The sequence below is a fragment of the Bacillus sp. ISO11 genome (assembly GCF_003458115.1).
In the GTDB taxonomy this organism is placed as follows: domain Bacteria; phylum Bacillota; class Bacilli; order Bacillales; family Bacillaceae_G; genus Bacillus_A; species Bacillus_A cereus.
The window spans coordinates 210,859-235,713 of record NZ_QXCO01000003.1; the positions used below are offsets into that span (position 1 = coordinate 210,859).

Genomic DNA, 24,855 nt, shown 5'->3' on the forward strand with positions numbered 1-24,855 from the left:
ATTATTATTAATATTTTTGTAAGTTTTCCTTTGGTACCCAGCCCTTCTCACCATCTCTTCCTTCGCACCAAACCCATCCATTCAATTCTTCTAATCCGATCAATCTTTCTCCAATACTCACATTTAATTCTTTCGCAGTATATTGTTTTATAATAATTCCTGTTCCATTCATATCTTTTCTTATAATTTGCTCCGGAACCCATCCTTTCCGGTTATACTTCTCTTCGTGACAAAACATCCAGTTTTCCCAGTTTTCCGGACCAGCGTAACTCTCTATCATTTTCACTACATCCCCCTCTTCTAAGCGAATTGGATTAGGATAATTGCTAACATGTGATTTTATAACGATATATTTCATAACAACCTCTAATAATCAGAAAATTAAGTTATAATATCATTATAACTTAAAGAGGAGGAATGCACGCATGTACTACAACACTTCATTCGAAAACGATCAACCTGTAGGCCGTCTATAAACTAAGACGGGCAATCATATAACACATACACTACGCCTCGTCTTAGGGAACTCATAATACCCTAAAAATAGACGGAGGTACTTTACATGAAACAAACAATTTTAGGAGCTATATATTTATCACTAGCAGCAAGTATATGGGGCGGTATGTATGTTGTTAGCAAATACGTACTCGATTTTATCCCACCACTAAAACTCGTTTGGCTACGCTTTATTATCGCTTTTGTTGTTTTGTATGGAATTTTAAAACTAGCTGAGAAAAAGCAAAAGAAAAAAGTAACCATTCGCAAAAAAGATTGGCTCCTCTTCGCTTGGATTGGATTTATCGGCTATTTCATTTCGATCACATGCCAATTTATCGGAACAAAATTATCCGACGCTCATACAGGCTCGTTAGTTACATCAGCTACACCTGCATTTATGGTTATATTTGCAGCGCTCATTTTGAAAGAGAAACTAACTGCTCGTAGACTTTTATCTACTATAATAGCGACAATCGGTGTCATTATCGTAATCGGATGGGACATTGAAATTGGCTATTATTTTATCGGAACAATCATTTTAGTTGGAGCCGCTATTACGTGGGCTTTACTATCTATTTATGTAAAAACCGCTTCAGCTCGATTTTCATCTTTAGTTATTACAACGTATGCCATATTCTTTTCACTCTTTTTTATTACACCTTTTATGATATGGGAACTACAAACATCCTCTATCGGAACAGTAAATACGTACGTAATATTAGGCGTATTATACTTAGGAATCGTCTCAACAGCAGGTGCCTTTTTCCTTTGGAATAAAGGATTAGAATTAATGGATGCAAGCATCGGTTCCTTATTTTTCTTCTTCCAACCTATTGTTGGATCATTACTTGGCTGGCTCTTATTAAATGAGACATTAAATAGTAACTTTTTCATTGGCGGTATTCTTATTATATGTAGCGTTTTAATTACTACTTTTGAAAAGAAATAAAAAGCAGGCAGAGATTTTTAGTCTCTGCCTGTTCGCATTATTGGATCTTGGTCATGAAAACCAATACAAATCGGTATATATCATAATACTTCGCTTCTATTTGCTCTACTGCTAACGAAAAGACATCCTCTTGCATCTCTTCTAAATACTGAAATATATCCACACTAAACACTCCTCACTCTTTACGCACTCCAATGCGATGGACGGGACAATAATTTCGGTAATTTCGTATGCTTATCCCCTCTCGCAGCATTAACTTGAACTTGCGTCAGAAAAATACTATTAGTAAAATCAGCCCCGCGAATATCTGCATCTCGCAAATCTGCTCCGATGAGATCTGCTCCTCTTAAATCTGCACCATTTAAGTTAGCCGCAATTAAGTAAGCTCCTCTTAAATTTGCACCTTGTAAATTTTTCTTTTTCAGATTCGCTCCCATAAGGTCTGCTCCGCGGTGTATGATTCGTTTCTTACGCGCAGTATTCATTTCCTTCCATACTAGTTCGCTCGTTTCTAAAAGGAGAATGTTCACCTCTGCCCTATGCATTGGAACATTTATTTTCATTAACTCATCTGGATTTAAATTCGAAAGTCGCTCTGTCTCCTCAATTGCGTTCTCCAGCTCTTTATGAATTGGCTGTGTTGCCTTTAAAAGAATCGCCTCATTCAAATACCAAAGCATTTCATGAAGTTGATGCATAACTGGAAAAGCTTCGTACATTTTTCTTGCATGCTTTGCATCTTTCCGCCAATCAATCCCTTTAAACGTACCCTGAGAAATCTTCTGTCCAGCACCGAAACACTCAAATACTGTACAACCTTTATAACCTTTTCCTCTAAGATTTTTATGTATACTACATTTGAAATCTGATTGTAAGTTGGAACATGGTTTACCACCATCTTTATTCACTGCAAAATCTACCGATGCTGCGAACGGTAATGCAACGCAACATAGACCGAAGCATTTTTCGCAGTTTGCTTTTAAATGATCATTATGATTAGTCAAAATCTATACCCCCTGTTGTCTTTTGACTATTTCATAATATTCCAACTGTAATAAATAATCAATTTTAAAATAAACCGGCATCTTTCGTTTCAATTCATAACTTTATCATTCGATTTCCTTTCAATTGAAAAGGACTATTTCTATTTAATGAATTATAATTAAATTATAAATTTTCTAACTAAAAGGAGACTTATTATGGCACTAGAAATGAAAACAAACTGTCAAATTTGCGATCAATCGCTCGAACAAGATTCTGAAGCATACATTTGTGTATATGAATGTACATTTTGCGCACCATGTACAGAAGAAAGACATAACGTTTGTCCAAACTGCGGCGGCGAATTAGTACGTAGACCGAAAAAGAAATAATAAAAAGCAAAGCGATATCGCTTTGCTTTTGTTTAGGCATCTGAAATTATATATTTAAAAACTTCACACAAACAGGCTCTGGCACAACAACATCAGATTGTAAAAGTGTTAACTTACCTGTAGATTCATCTCTTGAAAATAACACAAGATTATGTGACTTTTCATTTGTAGCAACAAGAAACTTTTCAGTAGGATCTAATACAAAGTCCCTTGGCCAATTTCCTTCTGTAGATGTATGTTCCACAAATGTAAGCTGGCCTGAGTTTTGATCTACGCTATAAACAGCGATACTATTATGACCACGATTACCTGCATATACAAAGCGGCCGTCAGAAGAAATATGGATAGCACTGCCTTGACTATTTTCATCAAATTGTTCTGGAAGAGTAGAAATATACTGTAATTCTGTAAAGGATCCTTCTTCCGAGTTATATGTTAGCGCAATAACCTCTGAACTAAGCTCCGTCATTACATAAGCGTATTTTCCATTTGGATGAAAAGCAATGTGTCTTGGTCCACTTCCCGGATTCACAGACAGGTTATTCACTTCTATTAATGTACTATCTTTTACTTCATACGTAATTATTTTATCTATCCCTAAATCAACGCCCACTACATATTTTTCATCAGGAGTATATCCCGCGTAATGTGCATGTGGTTTTTCTTGTCTTTCTTTATTCGGACCTGAACCTTCATGCGCCATAATAGATGAAGCAGGATTTACAGTTCCATTTTCTTCATTTACTTCAAAAGACTCAATCGTTCCTTTATGGTAATTTGCTGTAACTACTGTATGATTTCCACTATCAACACTAATATGACAAGGAGAAGCCCCTTCTACTACTTGTCTATTTTTCGCTTTTAGTTCTCCAGTATGACTGTCAATGGAATAAGCAGCTACACCGCCAGATTCGCCTTCCTTAACAACGGAATAGAGATATTCATTATTTCGGTTAATCGTTACATATGTAGGGTTATCCAGCTTAGCAGTAAGCGTTACATTACCAATTTTTTTTGCTTCCGTGTCTAAAATAAACTTATATATTCCTTCACTATTTTCTTTCGTGTATGTTCCAATATATCCGATAAACTCTTTGTTATCCTTCATTTTCATAACCCTCTCTCCCTATATTTTTCATTCATCATACTTCTTAAAATATTTTATGTTGAAAGAGTATCCTAAAAAATCGGAGTACCTCTTTATACGTTACCATATTTTCTTGGTAAATAGCTTTTAAACCCACTTTTTTTGATACGCTGCTATACTTTCATATTCTTCTTCCAATTGACGGGACAAACGGATATAGATTGGCGTTAAATCTTTATATTTTTCCACACTTTCCATGTTTGGCTCATGATGAAAATCTGCACCTACCATTTCAGAAACTACGGATAATGTATCTATTTCACCTAAACTATATAAACCGAGGATTGCAGCTCCTAAGCAAGAGCTTTCGAAACTTTCCGGAACATATACGTCTTGATGGAAAATATCCGCCATCATCTGTCTCCAAAGTTCCGACCTTGCAAAACCGCCTGTCGCTTGAATTTTTTTCGGTTCGCCAATTAGTTCTTTTAAAGCGAGAAGAACTGTATATAAGTTATAAATTACTCCTTCTAAAACAGCACGTATCAGATGTTCTTTCTTATGATGCAATCCAAGTCCAAAGAAAGATCCTCGTGCATTTGCATTCCATAAAGGAGCTCTTTCCCCTGCTAAATACGGGTGAAATAATAAACCATCAGATCCAGGATTCACTTTTGCTGCTATTTCAGTAAGCACCTCATATGGATCTTTTCCTAAGCGCTTTGCAAGTTCAATCTCTGAAGTGCCCAATTGGTCACGAGCCCATCTGAAAATCATACCACCGTTATTAACTGGACCACCGATTACCCAATGGTCTTCAGTTAACGCATAACAAAAAATTCTACCTTTTGGATCTGTTACAGGACGATTTGTTACAGCACGTATCGCACCGCTTGTACCAATTGTAACAGCCACAACGCCAGGATCTATTGCATTTACACCTAAATTAGATAGTACTCCATCACTCGCTCCTACTACAAAAGGCGTAGAAACAAGTACATTCATCTCTTTGGCAAACTCTTCATCTAATCCTGTTAAACTGTGCGTTGTTGGAACAAGCTTTGAAAGCTTTTTATCTGTAATTCCCGCTACATGTAAAGCCTCTTCATCCCACTTTAAAGATTTTAAATTGAACATTCCTGTCGCTGATGCTATAGAATAATCAATTACATATTCTTTATATAACTTGTAAAAAACATATTCTTTAATAGAAATGAATTTATAACTTTTTGCGAATAACTCTGCTTGCTCATTCTGTAGCCAAACTAATTTCGAAAGTGGTGACATCGGATGAATTGGTGTCCCAGTACGAAGGTAAATTTCATGACCATTCATATCATTCTTTATTTTCTCCGCCCAGCTTGCACTTCTATTATCTGCCCAAGTGATACATCTCGTTAACGGCTTTCCCTTTTCATCTACAGCAATGATACTATGCATTGCCGAACTAAAAGAGACACAAAGAATATCATTCGGCTGTACACTACTTATTCGTACAGTTTCTTTAATCGTATTTATTACTGCATGAAAGATTTCTTCTGGGTCTTGTTCTGCTGTTTCAGGTGTAGGAGAATATAAAGGATATTCAATTCCATGACTAGCAATAACAGATCCATCAGTAGAAAATAGAACTGATTTTGTACTAGTTGTCCCAATATCTACACCAATCATATATTTTGAGCTCACCATCTCTTCCTCCTAACAAAAAATTGCTACAGTATCCCACCATAAAAATACATTCCTTTTATCTATTGATAACGTTGTATGCCACAATTATCTAAATAGAAACATCTTTATCTTAAACAAACATATCGAGTAGTAAAACGCCTCCAAAAGCGATAAATGAAAGTAACGTTTCTAATACTGTCCATGTTTTAAATGTTTCTTTCACTGTTAAGCCTAGGTATTCTTTTACCATCCAGAACCCAGCATCGTTTACGTGAGAAAACATTAACGCTCCTGCACCTGTTGCAATAACGAGTAACTCTAAGTTCACACCTGTCGTATTTTCAACGATTGGCGAAACGATACCGGCTGCTGTTGTTAAAGCGACTGTCGCTGACCCTGTCGCAATTCGAATTAACCCAGCTACTATAAATGCTAATACAATTGGAGATAGAGCTAAATGCTCAGACATTTGAGCAATAGCATTCCCTACCCCACTATCGATGAGAATTTGCTTAAATCCCCCACCAGCACCAATAATCGCAACAATTGAACCAATTGGTAATAAGCTATCTTCTGTTATCTTCTTAATAGCTTTTTTATCGATACCTTGACGAAATCCAAGAAAATAGAACGCCGCAAAACATGCAATCAATAGTGCAATTATAGGACTACCGATTAATGTGACAATCTTCATCAAAGTATTAGAAAGAGGCACATAAGGAGCTGCTGCAGCTAAAACCATTAACATAACAGGTAACAATATAACTAAAAATGAAACTCCTATTCCTGGTAATTTCGTTGATTTTGTATTTACACGAATCAATTCCGGCTCATTTTCAGGAATTACACGTTTGTGAATCCATTTCGCAAATATAGGACCTGCAATAATCGCTGCAAAAAATGTAATAATGAGTGAATACATTAGTACCTTCCCAAGATTCGCTTTATAAATACCAATTGCAACTATGGCCCCTGGATGTGGAGGAACAAGGCCGTGTACGACAGATAGCCCAGCAATTGCTGGTAATGCTATCAATAAAATATTTTGTTTCGTTGTTTTATGAATTGAAATTACTAACGGCAGTAATATTAAAATGCCTACTTCAAAAAACACCGGGATTCCAATAATAAAACCTGCAATTAACATCGCCCATGGTAAGTTTTTTATCCCAAAGGATTTAATAAAGAACTCTGCCACTTGCATTCCAGCACCTGACTCTGCCATCATTTTCCCTAAAATTGTACCTAATACTAAAATACCTACTAAATGCCCGAGAACACTGCCGACTCCCGTTTCATAAGCACTCACTATTTTATCCATTGGCATCCCAGACATAATTGCTAAAAACAAACTTGCAATCGTTAAACTAATAAATGCATGCCATCTCCACCACGATACCCCTAAAATAACAATTACGATTGATAATAATGTAATCATTAAAAGGTACATATTCATACGCAGTTCCACCCCTTTATGTAAACCCTTTCAAAATTGCTATACAATTAAGAGAACCTATATAGTTCTTTCATGAGTAAGAATTTATATATCGATATACAAATCATCTTCACAAAATAATAATTTATACAAAAAGAATCTCCCTTATCAGAGATACATGTTAACTCACCTCTCTGATAAGGGGATTTCTCTTCCATAATTATAATGTTATTGTGATAAACGCTTCGCGCGATCAATTTTCCCTTTTTTAAAAGTGAATGACACTTTCTTCTCTTGCTGTTTTCACGTAGTAAGACTACAAACTCAGTATCCACTTTAAACGATGAAGTTACTTAGGATTTGTCTTCTCATGAAAAACAACTTTCGGAAAGCACCTTCACTTTCATAACATTATAATTTAGGCGCTTTCGCCCAATCAGCAGCAAATTTCTCAATACCTTGGTCTGTTAATGGGTGCATAGCAAGTTGTTCAATTACTTTATAAGGGATTGTTGCAATGTGAGCACCTGCCATCGCTACACGAGTTACATGATCTGGATGTCTAACAGAAGCCGCAATAATTTGTGTATCTAGTTGATGAACATCGAATAATTCAGCAATTTTAGCAACTAATAGTACACCATCTTCAGAAATATCATCTAAACGTCCTAAAAATGGAGAAACGTACGTTGCACCTGCTCGAGCAGCTAAAAGTGCTTGGTTCACCGTGAAAATAAGTGTAACATTCGTTTTCACACCTTTTTCAGTAAGGTAGCGACAAGCTTCTAATCCTGCTAACGTCATCGGAAGTTTAATTGTAACTTTTTCATCGCCACCGTTAATTTTAATCAGTTCTTCTGCTTGGGCGATCATCTCTTCAGCTGTAACAGCATCTGGCGTTACTTCTGCCGAAACAGATTCAACTTTAGGAACTGCCTGACAAATTTCTGCAATACGGTCTTCAAATTTAATGCCCTCTTTTGCTACTAAAGAAGGATTCGTTGTAACACCAGCTAAAACTCCAAGTTTATATGCTTTTTTTATATCCTCAAGATTTGCAGTATCAATAAAAAATTTCATGATTAATTCCCTCCAGTTTTTAAACGTTGATGAGTTACATGTTTAATATGCTTATCCCGTAAAAGCCCGATTTGTGTGGAATGAAGCCCCTACTTATTAAAGTTTCACTTTATTTCTTTTCTACTGCATGTCCGCCAAATTCATTGCGCAGAGCTGCTACAACTTTTCCTGTAAATGTATCATTGTCTAATGAGCGGTAGCGCATTAATAGAGACATTGCGATAACAGGAGTTGCTGTTTGAAGGTCTAATGCTGTTTCTACTGTCCATTTTCCTTCACCAGAAGAATGCATAACACCCTTAATCTCATCCAGTTTTGCATCTTTAGAAAATGCATTTTCTGTTAATTCCATTAACCAAGAACGAATGACTGAACCGTTGTTCCATACTCTTGATACTTTTTCATAATCGTAGTCAAATTCACTTTTTTCTAGAATCTCAAATCCTTCACCAATAGCAGCCATCATACCGTATTCAATTCCGTTATGAACCATTTTTAAGAAGTGACCACTACCAGCTTTTCCAGCATATAAGAATCCATTTTCTACAGCAGTATCGCGGAAGATAGGTTCAACGATGTCCCAAGCTTCTTGATCTCCTCCGATCATGTAACAAGCACCATTACGAGCGCCTTCCATTCCACCAGAAGTTCCTGCATCCATAAAGTGAATGCCATCTTTCTTTAATTGCTCATATCGGCGGATAGACTCTTTATAATGTGAATTACCAGCTTCAATTAAAATATCTCCTTTTGATAAAAGTGGTGTAACCTCATCAATAACAGAATCAACAACAGCGTGTGGTACCATTACCCAAAGAATTCTTGGTGATTGTAATGACTGAACAAGTTCACTTAAACTAGATGTACCTGTTGCCCCGTACTCTTTCATTTCTTCTACTGCGCTCGTATTTAAATCAAACGCTACTACTTCATGTTTATGATCCATTAAATTTTTCCCTAAATTTAATCCCATTTTACCTAACCCAATTAATCCTACTTGCATAATATAATTCCTCCTCAAATCATCTTTTATTAAAAATCCATATCACTACAATCTGGAATACCTTTCAGCACTGAAATGTTAGTATGTACAGAAAGGTATTCACAGTCATAGCTTAAGAATTCAACACATTTTTTGTAATTTGAACAACATTTTCTGTCGTAAATCCAAATAGATTCATGACTTCAGCTCCAGTTCCTGAAGCTCCAAATGTTTCAATTGATAGTACTTTTCCTTCTTGTCCTACATAACGTTCCCAACCGAGAGATACACCCATCTCAAGAGATACTCGTTTCGTTATAGAAGACGGAAGAACGGATTCTTTATATTCGTTCGATTGGCGATCGAATAACTCCCAGCTCGGCATTGCAACGATGCGAACAGAAACTTGATCTTCTTCTAATTTTGCTTTCGCACTAGCAGCTAAGGATACTTCAGAACCTGTCGCAATTAAAATTACATCCGGATTTTCATTTGTTTGTGTTAATACGTAAGCTCCTTTAGAGAAATTCTCTATGTTCGCTTTCGTTTCATTAAACACCGGTAAATTTTGACGACTCAGTACTAAAACGACTGGACCATCCGTTTGCTGTAAAGCATACGCCCAAGCACTTGCTGTTTCATTTGCATCTGACGGGCGGATAACTGTTAAACCAGGAATTGCTCGAAGAGCTGCCAATTGTTCAATTGGTTCATGCGTTGGACCATCTTCTCCTACAGCAATCGAATCATGTGTAAATACGTAAGTAACAGGTAACTTTTGCAGTGCAGCCAGTCGAATGGACGGACGAAGATAATCATTAAATACAAAGAATGTACTTACGAAAGGTTTTACTCCTCCATGAAGCGCCAATCCATTCGCTGCAGCGCCCATTGCATGTTCACGTACACCGAAATATATATTTCGTCCAGCATATGATTCTACTGCATATACTGCTTCACCTTTTATATCTGTCATCGTAGAATGAGAAAGATCCGCACTTCCACCGAAAATAGAAGGAATCGATTTCACATAATGATTAATAGCTTCCCCACTTGCAACACGAGTGGAAATCGTTTTTTTAGTATCAAAAGATAGAATGTCTTTTGCTTCAATTAAAACCTCACCTGTAATCGCTTTTTCTAATTCATCTGCCAGTGTAGGATTCGCTTCTCTGTATAAGTTGAACTGCTCATTCCAGTCATTGTCTTTTTCAATACCTTTTTGTTTTAGTTCATTAAAATGAGCTTTTACTTCTTCAGGTACAAAGAAATCTTCCTCATAATCCCAACCATACACTTGTTTTGTCGCTGTCGCTTCTTCTACTCCAAGCGGATTACCATGTGCTTTGTTCGTTCCAGCAACTTTTGGACTTCCATAACCTATAATGGTTCTAATTTCTATAAGAGTAGGTTGATCCGTATTTTCTTTCGCTGATTGAATAGCTTTTGTAATCGCATCAACATCGTTTCCATCTTCAACTCTTACATATTGCCAATGTACAGATTCTGCCCTTTTCTGAATATCTTCAGAGAAAGCAATGCCTAATTGACCATCAAGTGAAATTTCATTTGAATCATACAGTACAATTAACTTACCAAGTTTCATATGTCCTGCCATTGACATCGCTTCATAAGCGACACCCTCCATTAAGTCACCATCTCCGACTAAAGCATACGTATTGTGATCTATAATAGAGTGACCATCCTTATTGAACTTCGCTGCTAAATGAGCTTCTGCCATTGCCATTCCTACAGCATTAGCAATCCCTTGTCCTAACGGGCCTGTAGTCGCTTCAACTCCAGGAGTATGCCCAAACTCAGGATGTCCAGGTGTTTTACTATTTAACTTTCTGAAATTTTTCAAGTCATCAATTGAAACGTCATATCCAGCTAAATGAAGTAGGCTATATAACAGACTAGATCCATGTCCCGCCGATAAAACGAAACGATCACGGTTAAACCATTCTGGGTGATTAGGATTGTAATTTAAATGATTCGCCCATAATGCATAAGCCATTGGTGCTGCTCCCATCGGAAGACCTGGATGACCTGAGTTTGCCGCATTAATAGCATCAATCGATAACGTACGAAGTGTATTCACTGCTAATTGATTTATGTTTTGTGTCATAGTAATCGTCCCCCTAAATGCTTTCATTAAAGAAAGTACTTATTTTTCCGTCTCTTGATCTAACCACCATTTAAATCCACTTTCTTGTAACAGTTCATTAGACGCTTCTGGACCATATGAACCAGACTCATATTCATGAAGCGGTAATAAGTTTTCCTCGAACGCTTCAAGAATTGGTTGTACCCATTCCCATGACAATTCAACTTCTCTCCAATGTGCAAAGAATGTAGCGTCTCCACTCACAGCATCATGAATGAGTCTTTCATACGCTTCAGGTACTCCCACATCCGCTTGCTCACAAGTAAAGTTAATACGCATCGGTTCAATTTCTCCATTTTTCAATGGATTTTTACTGTTTAACTGTAATGAAACGTTCTCACCTGGGCTAATTTCAATTATTAATAAGTTAGGTGCTGCATTTGGATTATTATCTTGATATTGCTGTTTTAACGTATTTTTAAATTCGATTACAATACGAGTAGACTTTTCTTTCATTCGTTTGCCTGTTCGTATATAGAAGGGAACGCCAGTCCAAAATGGATTATCGATCCACAGGCGAGCAGCAACAAATGTGTCTATGTTAGAAGAAGGATTTACTCCTGGCTCCTCTTTGTATGCTACAACTTGCCCGCCTTTTATCTCACCTGCAGCGTATTGTCCGCGAATGATATGGCTTTGAACGTCTTCTTTTTTCACTTTACGAAGCGTTTCCATTACCTTTCGCTTTTCCTCTCGAATTTCACATGCATTAACCTTTTCCGGCAGATTCATAGCAGTCATCATTAATATTTGTAACATATGATTTTGAACCATATCTCGAATGGCCCCTGCCTGGTCATAATATCCTGCCCTTTCTTCAACCCCAACTGTTTCACTCGCTGTGATTTGCACATTCGCTATATGTTCTTTATTCCAAATTGATTGGAGAACAGGATTTGCAAATTCTAATGCTTCAAGGTTTTGAATCATCGGTTTACCTAAATAATGATCAATACGGTATATCTCGTCTTCTTCAAACGTGCGACTAAGCTTATCATTCAGCTCACGAGCAGATGTAAGGTCGTGCCCGAATGGTTTCTCAATCATCAGACGTTTCCATCCATCCGTTTTATCAAGTCCGCTTTCCTTAATATTTAAAGCAATGGTCTCGAAAAATTCAGGAGCAACTGAAAGATAGAACATTCTATTCCCTTTTATATGTAGTTCTTCTTCCCTTTCACGAACGACTTGTAATAACCTCTCATAATCTTCCGGCTTACTCACATCTAATGGACAATAGCGAAAATTATCTAAAAAGCCTTCGAGTTCCGGAGTACCTTCTTCCCTCTGACGAGAAAACGTCTCTATTGATTCTTTTATTCTTTCTTGAAAATCTTCATGAGATACTTGACGTCTTCCAAGCCCGATAACAGATATTTGCTTTGGAAGCTTTTGATCTCTATATAAGTTATATAGTGCGGGGTAAATTTTGCGTTTCGCTAAGTCCCCTGTCGCTCCAAATAAAACAAAGGTCATTGATTCCAAGTTCAGTCCCCCTCTTGTTGTATAATCCTTGTCAATATTTTAAAAATGAATTGTACAGAAGCCCCTGTTTTTATAAAAAAACAAAGAGTTATCAAATTCCAATTCTTTTTATACCTTTCGCTTTCTAATTGTCCCCAATATTAATAGTGGCAATTCAAAGCATTTCTACCACAACTTACTTATTTATAGAATTCAACAAAACATTTTATATCAGATTACTTTTAGTAATTAAATAATCTTATGTATAGTATATTAACCACATAAATTATTATCGTCAATAAAAATGTCTTGAATTACATACGATTTATTTCGTAATACTTTTCTAAGTGTATTCCTAGTTACCATTCATTTTCAAAGATAATGATCATTATAATAAATATCAGTTTCATCAAAATCTTCAATTAATTTCGCATTGTAATCAAAAGGCTTCTCTACAATAAGACGATTTTATCTTTTTGTAGCCCACAATCCACTTTCTTTCCTTCATTCATATAAATCTATACTTTTCATATTTCTACTCAAAATTGATAGGCAATACTGTAACACCACATTGTTGCCTATTGTAATCGTTATAACTTTCTTTGTGCTACGAGTGTTATTATAAATCGGCCATAACATGAATAGCAGTACGTACTTTAAAGTGATGTAGGCACTTTAAAATACCTATACTAAGTGAGTAATAATAAACATAATGAATAAATCATGCTGCAAAAATAACATCTACCCTTTCTTCAAAAAGCTTTACAGTAGTTTTTAGAAGTACGTTACATTATTTCATTTCATGCACTTTCCTCTTCTTTATATAAAATTCTCACTAACAAAATTCAAAATATTATACTTATTTTTCGTACTTTGCTATGCTATAACCACAAACAGGAGGTATAAACTATGAAAGCACAAATTATCCATTCTTTTGGGGATTCATCTGTATTTCAATTAGAAGAAGTTTCAAAACCAAAACTTTTACCAGGTCATGTTCTAATCGATGTAAAAGCAACAAGTGTAAATCCAATCGATACAAAAATGCGTAGTGGGGCCGTTTCAGCCGTCGCTCCTGAGTTTCCAGCTATATTACACGGCGATGTAGCTGGTATTGTTATTGAAGTAGGAGAAGGTGTTTCGAAATTCAAATCAGGGGATAAAGTATACGGATGTGCTGGAGGTTTTAAAGAAACTGGAGGTGCACTTGCAGAATTTATGCTTGCCGATGCACGATTAATTGCTCACAAACCTAACAATTTAACAATGGAAGAAGCTGCTGCTCTACCATTAGTTGCAATTACAGCTTGGGAATCTTTATTTGATCGTGCAAATATTAAACCTGGTCAAAATGTTCTCATTCATGGAGCTACTGGTGGCGTAGGACACGTAGCCATTCAACTAGCTAAATGGGCAGGCGCTAAAGTTTTCACAACAGCTTCTCAGCAAAACAAAATGGAAATAGCCCATCGTTTAGGAGCCGATATAGCTATTAATTATAAAGAAGAATCTGTTCAAGAATATGTACAAAAACATACGAACAGAAACGGATTTGAAGTTATATTTGATACAGTAGGCGGCAAGAATCTTGATCATTCTTTTGAAGCTGCTGCGGTCAATGGAACTGTCGTAACTATTGCAGCTCGTTCAACCCATGACCTCTCTCCTTTACACGCAAAAGGACTCTCTCTGCACGTTACTTTTATGGCATTAAAAATATTACATACAGATAAGCGTAATGATTGCGGAGAAATCTTAACAAAAATAACGCAAATTGTAGAAGAAGGAAAACTTCGTCCATTGCTAGATTCTAAACCTTTTACGTTTGATGAAGTTGCACAAGCACATGAATATTTGGAGTCAAATAAAGCAATAGGTAAAATAGTTTTGAAAAACGTTTGGTAACTTTCACTAAATAATACAAATAACAAATGTTTGTTGTTGGAAAATAACAGCGAGATCGCTTCGCCTTATCTTTTTCTTAAAAGGCGTGCCACAACCTTAAAAGCTTTCCATCCTTTACAACAAGTAAAAAAATAACAGCTAAATTTTGAGGTGGGGGTCTTACTGCCCAGCAAATAGCGGGATAACATTCAAAAAAACCTTGCAGAAAAATTCTACAAGGTTTTTGTCTATAAATACAAATTAATCACTATATTAAAATGTAAGAGTTTGTAATTCATCACAATAATATTAAATATACGCTGCTTTAAAGGCTTGTTGGACAGCTTGTACTTCTAATGAGTCTTTACCATATAAGTTCGTTGCTACACGAATACAAGCTTCTTTTAATTCTTTAAAATCAGAAGTCATATTTAATTCATCCGTATTTGCATAATAGAAAATATCAAACATTTTATCTTCTCCAATGCCATGTATGTTTACTCCATTATGGCTTCCACCACTAGCAATCAAGTAAGCTACTTTATTAATAATGCTAGAGTTCGTGTGTACACCACCATGATCGTGGTCAGCATCAATAGGTAAGTTATTATAATGCCTATAATCCTCTGGATATCTAGAAGAGATAGATGATGGGTTTTTCATATCTCTAAAAATACGACCTGATTGTTCTCCCATTGTCCAATTGAACTTTCCGTTATTGGCATACTTTTCAACGGCTACTCCTAAAATATCAGATAACGCTTCATTAATTGCACCAGCTTCTCCTGCGTACTCAAGTCCAGACTCATTTCTTGTAACTGCGTGTGTAAATTCATGTCCTGCCACATCAAATGCTCTAACAATTGGATCTCCGTATACTAGCATAGCGCCATTACTAAATGCATTAAACCACTGCTTAGGATTTCCTTTATTCGTACCATTTGTGTTCCAACCATGAACGACAGAAATTACTTTTTGTCCGTTATTATCAAAGCTGTTACGTCCATATTTTTCTTGATAAAAATCATATACTTTCGTTGCTAAATAATGGGCACTAACTGCTTTAGGATCTGTAAAATTTGTAGAATTACTTGTTACTAAATCATCGAGATAACCCCATACATTTCTTCTATAATTATTATAATCTTTATAATTAGCAGTATATGTTTCAATTCCCTTACCACGAGAATAATCTGCAAGCATGTACGTTCCATCACTTCTTTGTGTAATTCCAAACGTACGATTAATACCTAAGTCATCTTTTCCTGTACCTGTTAATTTTGAAGGATCTGTTGATTTATTTGATGTCGCAGATTGGACAATACTACTCTCTACTTGTATACCCAATTTTTGAACGAGTTCTTTTAATAGATTACCACCAAAAGCATCAATTAATACTGTACCGGATACATATTCAGGTGTAGATGCACTAAAAGTAATTTGATATGCGTTTGTAGCTTTATTTGTATTTTCATCTACATATACCACTTGTTTAATTTCTGGTTCTTCGATAAATGTTAGATCATTTCCATAGATGTTGAAAAGCTGTTTCTTTGCATCCTCTTCTGATAGAGTAATAGGTTGTTTCAAATCTTCCTGTTGTTGTAAATTTTGGGCACTATCTCCCGAAACGCTCGTAAGTACACCATCATCATTAATATGTGCTGTTAGTTGATATCCGTATACATCACGTCCTTCATACGTTTGTTGAAGACGTACCAATGTAGTACCATCATAAGATTTACGACTTTGCGTAACATTATAATTAACTTTGGATTCCGTATTAACTTGCTTTGATGATAATGCTTGTTCTGTTTTTCCTTTTAGTGCATCCTTTGCTACATTTTCTGCCGAATTTTGAGAAGGTGCTGTTAAATTACCTGTTCGGAACGTATCTTCCTTTGTTTCCACTTTTAAATCTTCTGTTTCCGCATGTACTCCTCCATAAGGCATAATCGCCGATAACACCACTCCTGTAGTTAAACCTACCTTTACGAAATTATTCATATTTTTACCCCTTTATAATCGTATTATTAAATTAAATAAATGTATTTTAGAATTTTAAGCATAGATAAAAAATTTTAACTATAGCCAATCGTTTTTACATACCTCTACATACATAGGTTAATAGATTGGTTTGCTACTTTTTTAGATTCAATTCATTTCTCAAAAATTATTCATTATATAAGCTATCTTTATATTTATTCATATACGTTATTTTTTGTGGTTCTGATAACATATTTATTGCCATCCACACATTCTTTTTCATTTCTAATTTTTGCATTGGTATCTCTTTTAAAAACTGATTACCTATAATCGCTTCCATTTCTTCATCAATTCTTTGTATAAGATTTTCTTCTGGATTATTTTGCAAAGAAGTATTTTTCAATCCCCATTTTGTTATTATAAATTCATTCATTTTATTCATAGGATTAATAATAGTAGCTTTACTAGTTAATCGTTTTTTTATTTCATCATGATAGATTTTAATTCTATATCCCTCTTTTAGTGGAATGATATCTTTTACAATTGTTACATTTGTTCCTTCCATTTCCTTCGTATAAATTTTTTCACCTTTTTCATTAAAGACCTCTATCGATGCATATTTTTCACCTGCATAATAGCTATGAGGCGTTTTAGTAGTAATCGTAAAAATAGCTCGATTTTGCTCTAAGTCTGTATTTAATACGGCAAACTGGTCATCTCCTAATCCTAGGAATTGAATCGTTTCATTTACCAACTTACTCACTTTCATTTCGTTAATATCAATCTTTAGACTATTATCTTTTTCTTTTACATAGGCATAATACGAACTGAAATGGTACATACTATTCGTTTTCCCACCTGAAATTTCAACCGTATACACTCCATTTGGTACGTCTTGTAAATTGATATCTGTTGTTTCAATTGTTTTCTCTTGAATAACTGTATTCCCTTCTTTTAATTTAATTTTTCCTCCTTTTAATGTATCTATTTCATTTGTATTTAAATGGATATGCAAATTCCCTTTTAGCCCAAGTGGAGCAATTTGCTGATTCGTAACTATTTCGAAGTTGGAGTTTATCGGAATATCAGGATCAACTATAGCTCTTGCTTTCGCTAATTGTGATTCAGGCACTATATAAGCTAAAGAAGTAACAGCCGGAAAACCTTTCGCCCTATTCATCTCTATTTGTTTATGATTAAGCTTAAAACCCCACCTTTCAAAAACAGGTGTAAAATCAACTTGTCCATTCTCACTATAATACTGATTCATTAAATCTGGTAAAGAATGGTCACCTTTTTTGAAAGCAGTATTGTTAGCTAGTTTTCGATAACCTTGATACATTTTTGCAAATGCTTCATCGCCAGCTTTTTGTTTCGCCATCGTTAAAAGAATAAGTTTTTGTCGTAAATCTAAATCATCATAATTTTTATTTTCTTTCATTAGAGCATTATATAAATTCCGTTCTACCTGTTCCTTTTTCCCGAAATTAAACAACCAACCAACTTGATCTGCTTTTTTGCCGTATTTACTATATTGATATTGAACACCAAATAGATTATTAGAAACTTCTCCTGTAAATATTCCTTGATTATCAAAACCAGCTTGGTATCCATGAGCGATTTCATGTAAAGTTCCCCAACTTAGTTTATCTAACCACATCTTTGTACTATCTGTACTATTCGCTGTCCAATTTGTGCCATAATAGGCACCGCCAGCACCAGATATATCTGCTTTTAAGAAATAACGATTTTGACTTTTTTTATTTTCAAACGTTGAGCCATCTAAACCAATAATTGAATCATACATCACAAAAATATCTTCATAATACGCAATTAACTCATCCAACGATTGAAAATCTTTTAAAGATCTTACTAACTCTTTATCTTTTTTAGGTACAAATAATTGAAAACTCTCCCCTTGAAGTAACGCATACTCTCCATCAAATTGATCCCATGCACTAAAAAATTGAGATACACTTCCTTGTTGTTTATAAATGGGAAGGGGTTTAGTAGCACTTTCATTCCCTACTTGGTACTCAAGTACAGCGTGCTCTTCACCGTACGGAGTATCTATGAAAGGAACTAAAGACGTATCACCTTGGATAGTAACCCATTCATTTCCTACTTGTATGGATTTTTCATTTTTTGAGTCATTAGACAATAAACGTAATGTTAATTTGTCTTTAAAATTAGGATTTGTTTGTCTTACCTTTAATGGTGTATTTCTCCTCAAAATAAATCCTAAATCTTGTCGGTCATGATATTTCCCCTTACTTATGCCCGCCTGAAATATCCAAGTAGGCTCTTCTAAACTAGTAATTTTTTTTGCATTTATTCGTTCATCAGCATGTAAGTGTATATTTCCTATGAGGAAAAACATTGTATACATTAGGCCTATAACAAGTAACCTTTTCATTTGCATATCTCCTTCTCTATTTTTTTATATACAAAATACAATAAAGCCCTCCTTCTTCACTTATAACTGTCGTCAATAAGTTACTTATCAGTGTAATTATTATAGTTACATTAACTCGTGATTATCAATCATTAAATGTATGTAATTTTGCATATATGAATATTTTGTGATAAATTCCAAAATATCGTATAATTATCAATATTTTTTCAGACATTATTCAATAAAAAAAACATGAAGACTCTTAAGTCTTCATGTTTTTTATACATGTTATTACACTTGTGATTGAATTAATTACTAAAATCTTTTTAATCGTAAAAAATCAATTATTTTTAGGCTGATAGCCGTACCTAATCTTTTACAATTTACTCATTCTTTTTGTTCTGTAATATTAAATTTTGAAACCAATTCCGTTAATTCTTCCACCTTTTCTTTCATCTTGTTGGATTGGATTGATATTTGTTCAATTGATACGGCCTGTGATTGAATTGAATTTACAGTTTGAAGAGTCTCCTTTTTCACATCCGTTGCAGTTTCAGAAACTAGCGAAAGAGAAGCATTTACTTCTTCTGTACCAGCAGACATCTCTTCTGTCGCTGCGGATACTTCTTGAATTTGACCTGTAATCTTATCAATATCTCTCATAATAGACAAGAAGGTTTGATTCGCTTTGTAAGCAGCTTCTTTTCCTTCTACTGCCTTTTGTTGTCCTTTTTGCATGACATTAACTGTATCTTGGGTATCTTTTTGAATGGATTTTATTAAATGATTAACTTCTTTTGCAGATTCTTTAGATTGCTCAGCCAAGTCTCGAACTTCTGCGGCAACCACTGCAAATCCTTTCCCATTCTCTCCAGCACGTGCCGCTTCAATAGCGGCATTTAAGGCAAGAAGATTCGTTTGTTCGGCAATATTAGTAATTGCAGCGAGAGCTGTATCAATCTGTTGTGTACGTGTAACAAGTTTATTTATTACTTTTGATGTTTCCTCGACAACATCATGCACACTATTCATTTGAAGAATAGAGTGATTTATCACTTCACTACCGATATTTATTCGTTCTGTAGTCGTTACTGCTACCTCAGCGACTACTGCTGAAGATTCAGCTACAGTTTGCACCCCGGTTGTAATTTCTTCCATTGAGGATGAGCTCTCCTGAATACTAGTTACCTGTCCTTCTATTTTTGTTTTTACTTCTAAAACAGTCTGTACAACCTCATTTGAAATACTAGACGCTCGATTTGTATCTTGTAATACGCCCTCCGTAGTAAAAATAACCTCTTGTGTTGTCATCTTAACATTCGCAATTAATTGTTGAAGGTTATCTAACATACTATTAAAAGACTGAACAATATGCCCTAATTCATTATTTGCTTTATAAGGAGTACGTGTTGTTAAATCTCCAGCTGCTACTTTTTCCATATCATTTTGTAGTAATGCAAGTGGTTTTCGGATAGTTAATTTAATAACATATCCAATTAATATAATTATTAAAATTGCTAAAATCGAAATACTAACAAACATTATCATTGTATTTTGAGCACTATTATTATTTTCCTTCTGTAAAAGCTCTGCATTATTACTATTATATAAAATCAATTCACGAATTGATTTTATTGATTTTTGCATATTAGGTTCAATCTCTTTTAGATAATATGCATATGCTTCCTCATTATTAGACTTCCCTAATTCTTGTGCTTTCTTCATTTGAGTCCTTAATTCATTAAATGTTTCATGAAACGTGTTATATAATTCTTTTTCTTTAGTAGAAATAAGTTTAGCCTCAAACTGCTTTAAAAGATGATCATTTTCCTTACGAATCCCATCCATTTCTCTTATTAATTCGTTCATTCTTTTTTCATCTTTTGATAACATTATTTCCATAAAGTTCATATTAACGTGATAAAAATTAGATTCTACAATTCCAATCCACTCAATTGGCAGTAAATTATCCTCATACATATTAGAGGAAGTACTTTTCCCTCTTTCTAACCCCCAAAACCCTATTAGGGATAATACTATACATGCAATACTTGATATAGTTATTAATATGTTTAGTTTTGTACCAATCTTACTGTTTCTTAATAATTCCAATTCACTTTCCCCATTCTAATATATAGTTTAAATAATGTATTTTATACCAAGAATCCAAAAATTACGATGTTTATTTTGTAATATGTAATTTTGCATATCGTCCACTACTGATTCAAAATAACCTAACATTGTAATTTTCGTTTTCCAAAAATTCATGATCATGAACACATCTCATTAATTCTTGAACTTCTTACCCAAAATATCCGCATATACTGTGGCACCAGGGAAAACCATCACTGGTATGATATATAAATTACGCTTCCATACAAGACTAGCTTAAAAATATTTTTCTTATTGCTCATTTTTCTATTTCCCCTCTATTAGAAGTACTCCTAGCACATCACACTAATAAAAACGATAGTATTAAAAAATAAGGAAAGACATAATACGTATGTCTTTCCTCTAAAATTGTAATACTCAATATGCTCTTGGCTCTATTTGATTTTCCATTTAAATCCTCACATATCTTTCTTTATAATATCTCCTAACTCCATCCAATTTGTAATACGCGGGATATTGAGATATTGATTGTAAGAAGTAGTTTTTGCATATACATTTATCGGTTTTCCTATTAACGTTTCTAAAACAGCCGGCTTATCATCAAAGAAATAGTTTAATTTTATTTCTTGTATGAAGTGTATTTTTTCTTCATCCTTCATTCCATAGAAAAAGCGATCTTCATGTACCGGAAATCCTTTTTCTATTAACCATTTTTTTGTTTGCTCTCCATGCTCTTTAGGTCGCGCCGTTATATAGTAAATTTCATGTCCCTGTCTTTCTAATTCTTGCAATGTCTCTACAGCATACGGAAACGGTGAACAAGAAGTATAATAAATCTCATCCAGCAAACTATTCCACATATGACCGCCTTCCTCCGAAGTCATGCCAAATGCTTCATGAATTTCAATTGTTTTTAAAGAATGGAATACATCCAACCCTACTTTTTTGTTTAATTTCTTATTATATAAATGAAAAGCATGCTGCCTTAAATCAATTAATGTATCATCGATATCAAATCCAAACTTCACTCTTCATCGCTCCTTTCTGCAATCCATTTACCGGAACATATAAGTAGTTTTTATTCCCCTTATTTCTCATCTTTCCGATATGCTGGATAGCCAATAAATCTATAATCTTTTCCAATCTGGGTAAATGATATATCCTTAAATTCAATTGCATCTTTCATTTTAGTAATACCAGTCCCCTCTACAAAACTAGGCGCCAATCTACCTCCAATAATTTTAGGTGCGAAATATAAAATAATTTTATCCATTAGTTTATTTTCAATAAACGAAGCATTTACTTCTCCACCACCTTCAATAAGCAGGGAGGAAACTCCTTTTTGTCCTAAAACATCAAGCATTTCATGTAAGTTTATATGCTTTTCTCCGCTAGTAACAAATACTTTAACTCCTGCATTTTCTAATGCTTTCTTTTTTTCCTCTGCATGATTACTTGTTGTAAATATCCAGGTAGGAGCTTCTCTATCTGTAACAACGTTAGCTTCCATCGGTATGCGTAACGTCGAGTCCAATATTACTCGAATTGGATTTCGGCCATTTGGAATACGCGTTGTCAATGATGGATTATCCTTTTGAACAGTATTCGCTCCTACTAAAATAGCCGCATTTTCGTTTCGTATTTGGTGTACTTCTTGTCTTGCTTCTGTAGATGTAATCCACTTACTATCCGATAAAGACGTAGCGATTTTCCCATCTAATGTAACTCCTGATTTAATCGTTACAAATGGGCGCTTTGTCAAAATATATTTATTAAAGACTTCATTCATTTTTTTAGATTCTTCTTCACACACTCCTACAAGTACTTCAATACCTGCATCTTGTAGAATTTTAATTCCACGTCCAGAAACAAGCGGGTTTGGATCAAGTGTAGCAACTACTACCTTCTTAATTCCTGCTTGTACAATTGCTCCAGCACAAGGCCCTGTTCTACCATGATGAGAACAAGGTTCAAGAGTTACATAAATTGTACCACCACGTGCCTGTTCTCCAGCCATACGTATCGCATGTATTTCGGCATGTGGTTCTCCGGCCTTCATATGTGCTCCGACCCCTACAATTCGATTATCATTTACAATTACAGATCCAACCAATGGATTTGGAGTCGTTTGTCCCTTCATAGCCTTGGCATTTTCTAGTGCTAGCTTCATATACAATTCATGCTCAAGCATGTAAGTGTCCCCCTTCAAAATGTCCAGAACGCTGAATCTTCGTTTGCAAATATTTCTCATTAAACTCTGAGACATCACCCCATAACGGTTCACGACTCGTAACATTTAATCCAGCTTTTTGTAACGCTTCTAATTTTTTCGGATTATTTGTAATAAGTTTTACAGGTTTTGAGCGTAGCGCTTTTAATACTTCAATTGTATCATCATAGTTTCGAACATCATCTTCAAAACCTAGGTTCAGATTAGCTTCTACTGTATCTAACCCATTTTCTTGCAAGAGGTACGTCATAGCTTTACTAAACAAGCCAATTCCTCTTCCTTCATGATTCGCTAAGTAAAATAAAGCACCTGAACCATGTTCTATAATCATTTGTAAAGACTGCTTTAATTGGAATCCACAGTCACAACGTTTACTACCAAAGATATCACCGGTGTGACAAATACTATGCATACGAATTAGGGCATCTTCAGAATTCTCAAAATCACCATATACAAGTACACTAGATTGCTGCATATCAGCTAAATTAATAGATGAGAGTTTTTCGATAATTCCTTCTACACTATTTGTAACCTCACTACATTGTAACCAAGAATACCATTGAAAAACTTTAGTCTCCCCATATAAATTAATTGGCAATTTGATAGGGCCTACTAAATAAATATCCTTTCCATCTTGATGTATAAATTGAATTTTATCTTCTAACATATGAATTGTATCTGTTGTAACCATTAGGTACCTCCTAGTATAGAGAATCTCTAAAATTCTCTTCCATTGTTATATTTTTTATTGTTTAACTTACACAACGTAAGTGTTTTTACAGATGCTATTCTTTTTTCTCTCAGCTTATATGCAATATGTATCATTACAACTTTGGCCATTTAAAGAAAAGAGTTTTAGTTACATAAAACAACTTAGTTACTTTATGTAAGTGAGTATACATTCGTAATCAATTTACGTCAAGTAATTAATTATAAAAACATTTGTTACTAATAGTAAGATGTTATATAATTTATTTTAGGAGGTGAAGGAAAATGAATGATTCTACATTATGCCCTCGCTTTGAAAAAGGAATGAAATTTTTTAGTCAACGATGGACAGCACTAATTATTTACCAACTTTTTTCTGGATCTCAGCGCTTTTGTACACTTGAATCTTCTCTTCCTGTTAGCGGAAGATTACTTTCAGAAAGATTGAAAGAATTAGAACTAGAAGGAATTGTCGAACGTAAAGTCTTTCCTGAGACACCAGTTCGTATAGAATATTCTTTAACTCAAAAAGGATTTGCTTTAGAAGCTATTATTCGCGGAATAGAAGAATGGTCACAGGAATGGATAGAACTTGAGGAATAACATAAAAGCTTTTTCGTATATAGTTTTAAGTAATCAAATTACAGATACCTATTATTAAAACGCTAATTTTTCAAGCATTTATGAAAAGCTAGCGTTTTTTAATAAATAAAATGTAAGAAATAAAGCAAGGTGATCAAAACGATCACCTTGTTCCCTTACAGATTAAAATAGTGTTTTAAAATCTTTTATTCATACATACTCGATTAATAAAAAAAACGAATAAGCTTTTTTATT

Annotated in this window: 21 protein-coding genes and 1 pseudogene; 4 read left to right on the forward strand and 18 right to left on the reverse strand. The window is 34.6% G+C overall.

From position 1 onward, the window contains the following. Positions 1–7: 7 nt before the first annotated feature. Entirely contained in the window at positions 8–358 is a 351-nt protein-coding gene (locus D1166_RS04805; protein WP_000875289.1) for an SH3 domain-containing protein, read from the reverse strand. Between the two features lie 204 nt (positions 359–562). Here D1166_RS04805 and D1166_RS04810 point away from each other — a divergent pair, with 204 nt between their 5' ends. Beyond that, positions 563–1,447 (forward strand): DMT family transporter, encoded by an 885-nt coding sequence (locus D1166_RS04810; protein WP_097861782.1) that lies wholly within the window; start codon positions 563–565, stop codon positions 1,445–1,447. 37 nt (positions 1,448–1,484) lie between these two features. On the opposite strand, the gene D1166_RS31700 is transcribed toward D1166_RS04810, so the two are convergent. Further along, positions 1,485–1,610, reverse strand: coding sequence for a hypothetical protein (locus D1166_RS31700; protein ID WP_255256462.1), 126 nt, complete (start codon positions 1,608–1,610; stop codon positions 1,485–1,487). A gap of 19 nt (positions 1,611–1,629) precedes the next feature. Further along, positions 1,630–2,451 carry a pentapeptide repeat-containing protein gene (locus D1166_RS04815; protein ID WP_000181435.1) on the reverse strand — a complete coding sequence of 274 codons (822 nt, stop codon included), beginning with the start codon at positions 2,449–2,451 and terminating at the stop codon, positions 1,630–1,632. A gap of 195 nt (positions 2,452–2,646) precedes the next feature. Here D1166_RS04815 and D1166_RS04820 point away from each other — a divergent pair, with 195 nt between their 5' ends. Then, positions 2,647–2,820 carry a DUF1272 domain-containing protein gene (locus D1166_RS04820; RefSeq protein WP_001162788.1) on the forward strand — a complete coding sequence of 58 codons (174 nt, stop codon included), beginning with the start codon at positions 2,647–2,649 and terminating at the stop codon, positions 2,818–2,820. Between the two features lie 46 nt (positions 2,821–2,866). On the opposite strand, the gene D1166_RS04825 is transcribed toward D1166_RS04820, so the two are convergent. The 8 genes and pseudogenes from D1166_RS04825 to D1166_RS04860 form a co-directional block, all read right to left on the reverse strand. After that, positions 2,867–3,934 carry a lactonase family protein gene (locus D1166_RS04825; protein WP_000782206.1) on the reverse strand — a complete coding sequence of 356 codons (1,068 nt, stop codon included), beginning with the start codon at positions 3,932–3,934 and terminating at the stop codon, positions 2,867–2,869. A gap of 120 nt (positions 3,935–4,054) precedes the next feature. Beyond that, positions 4,055–5,596, reverse strand: coding sequence for a gluconokinase (gene gntK, locus D1166_RS04830; RefSeq protein ID WP_001986475.1), 1,542 nt, complete (start codon positions 5,594–5,596; stop codon positions 4,055–4,057). Positions 5,597–5,705: 109 nt separating this feature from the next. Then, positions 5,706–7,031 (reverse strand): gluconate permease GntP, encoded by a 1,326-nt coding sequence (gene gntP, locus D1166_RS04835; protein WP_001057623.1) that lies wholly within the window; start codon positions 7,029–7,031, stop codon positions 5,706–5,708. A gap of 390 nt (positions 7,032–7,421) precedes the next feature. Continuing rightward, a complete protein-coding gene (gene fsa, locus D1166_RS04840) occupies positions 7,422–8,090 on the reverse strand; it encodes a fructose-6-phosphate aldolase (protein WP_000667676.1) in 669 nt (222 codons plus the stop codon). Between the two features lie 109 nt (positions 8,091–8,199). Continuing rightward, positions 8,200–9,093, reverse strand: a complete 894-nt coding sequence (gnd, locus tag D1166_RS04845) for a phosphogluconate dehydrogenase (NAD(+)-dependent, decarboxylating) (protein WP_001195925.1) — start codon at positions 9,091–9,093, stop codon at positions 8,200–8,202. A 112-nt stretch (positions 9,094–9,205) separates the two neighbouring features. Beyond that, positions 9,206–11,200 carry a transketolase gene (tkt, locus tag D1166_RS04850; protein WP_000193050.1) on the reverse strand — a complete coding sequence of 665 codons (1,995 nt, stop codon included), beginning with the start codon at positions 11,198–11,200 and terminating at the stop codon, positions 9,206–9,208. A gap of 39 nt (positions 11,201–11,239) precedes the next feature. Continuing rightward, on the reverse strand, positions 11,240–12,724 hold the full coding sequence (gene zwf / locus D1166_RS04855) for a glucose-6-phosphate dehydrogenase (protein WP_000445359.1): 1,485 nt from the start codon (positions 12,722–12,724) through the stop codon (positions 11,240–11,242). Positions 12,725–13,075: 351 nt separating this feature from the next. Next, positions 13,076–13,204, reverse strand: a pseudogene (locus D1166_RS04860) (glucose-6-phosphate dehydrogenase); the annotation flags it as partial. A gap of 408 nt (positions 13,205–13,612) precedes the next feature. Here D1166_RS04860 and D1166_RS04870 point away from each other — a divergent pair. Then, complete coding sequence (locus D1166_RS04870) at positions 13,613–14,608, forward strand: zinc-dependent alcohol dehydrogenase family protein (RefSeq protein ID WP_000647256.1); 996 nt, start codon at positions 13,613–13,615, stop codon at positions 14,606–14,608. A gap of 288 nt (positions 14,609–14,896) precedes the next feature. On the opposite strand, the gene D1166_RS04875 is transcribed toward D1166_RS04870, so the two are convergent. The 7 genes from D1166_RS04875 to D1166_RS04900 form a co-directional block, all read right to left on the reverse strand. Further along, positions 14,897–16,594, reverse strand: coding sequence for a M4 family metallopeptidase (locus D1166_RS04875; RefSeq protein WP_001058954.1), 1,698 nt, complete (start codon positions 16,592–16,594; stop codon positions 14,897–14,899). A gap of 166 nt (positions 16,595–16,760) precedes the next feature. Beyond that, positions 16,761–18,989: a putative mucin/carbohydrate-binding domain-containing protein gene (locus D1166_RS04880; RefSeq protein WP_088361423.1), complete on the reverse strand. Its 2,229-nt coding sequence runs from the start codon at positions 18,987–18,989 to the stop codon at positions 16,761–16,763. A 366-nt stretch (positions 18,990–19,355) separates the two neighbouring features. Continuing rightward, the gene (locus tag D1166_RS04885; protein ID WP_000421999.1) at positions 19,356–21,080 is read right to left on the reverse strand and encodes a methyl-accepting chemotaxis protein; all 1,725 of its coding nucleotides are present in this window, start codon (positions 21,078–21,080) and stop codon (positions 19,356–19,358) included. 27 nt (positions 21,081–21,107) lie between these two features. Next, positions 21,108–21,236 (reverse strand): hypothetical protein, encoded by a 129-nt coding sequence (locus tag D1166_RS31710; protein WP_255422337.1) that lies wholly within the window; start codon positions 21,234–21,236, stop codon positions 21,108–21,110. 302 nt (positions 21,237–21,538) lie between these two features. Continuing rightward, on the reverse strand, positions 21,539–22,108 hold the full coding sequence (locus D1166_RS04890) for a 5' nucleotidase, NT5C type (RefSeq protein WP_000668223.1): 570 nt from the start codon (positions 22,106–22,108) through the stop codon (positions 21,539–21,541). A gap of 59 nt (positions 22,109–22,167) precedes the next feature. After that, positions 22,168–23,271 (reverse strand): bifunctional diaminohydroxyphosphoribosylaminopyrimidine deaminase/5-amino-6-(5-phosphoribosylamino)uracil reductase RibD, encoded by a 1,104-nt coding sequence (gene ribD / locus D1166_RS04895; RefSeq protein WP_000889433.1) that lies wholly within the window; start codon positions 23,269–23,271, stop codon positions 22,168–22,170. Continuing rightward, positions 23,264–24,001, reverse strand: a complete 738-nt coding sequence (locus tag D1166_RS04900) for a GTP cyclohydrolase II (RefSeq protein ID WP_000258863.1) — start codon at positions 23,999–24,001, stop codon at positions 23,264–23,266. Before D1166_RS04900 ends, ribD begins: the two co-directional genes overlap by 8 nt. A gap of 302 nt (positions 24,002–24,303) precedes the next feature. On the opposite strand from D1166_RS04900, the gene D1166_RS04905 reads away from it, so the two are divergent. Beyond that, positions 24,304–24,621 carry a winged helix-turn-helix transcriptional regulator gene (locus D1166_RS04905; RefSeq protein ID WP_001000104.1) on the forward strand — a complete coding sequence of 106 codons (318 nt, stop codon included), beginning with the start codon at positions 24,304–24,306 and terminating at the stop codon, positions 24,619–24,621. Positions 24,622–24,855: the final 234 nt, after the last annotated feature.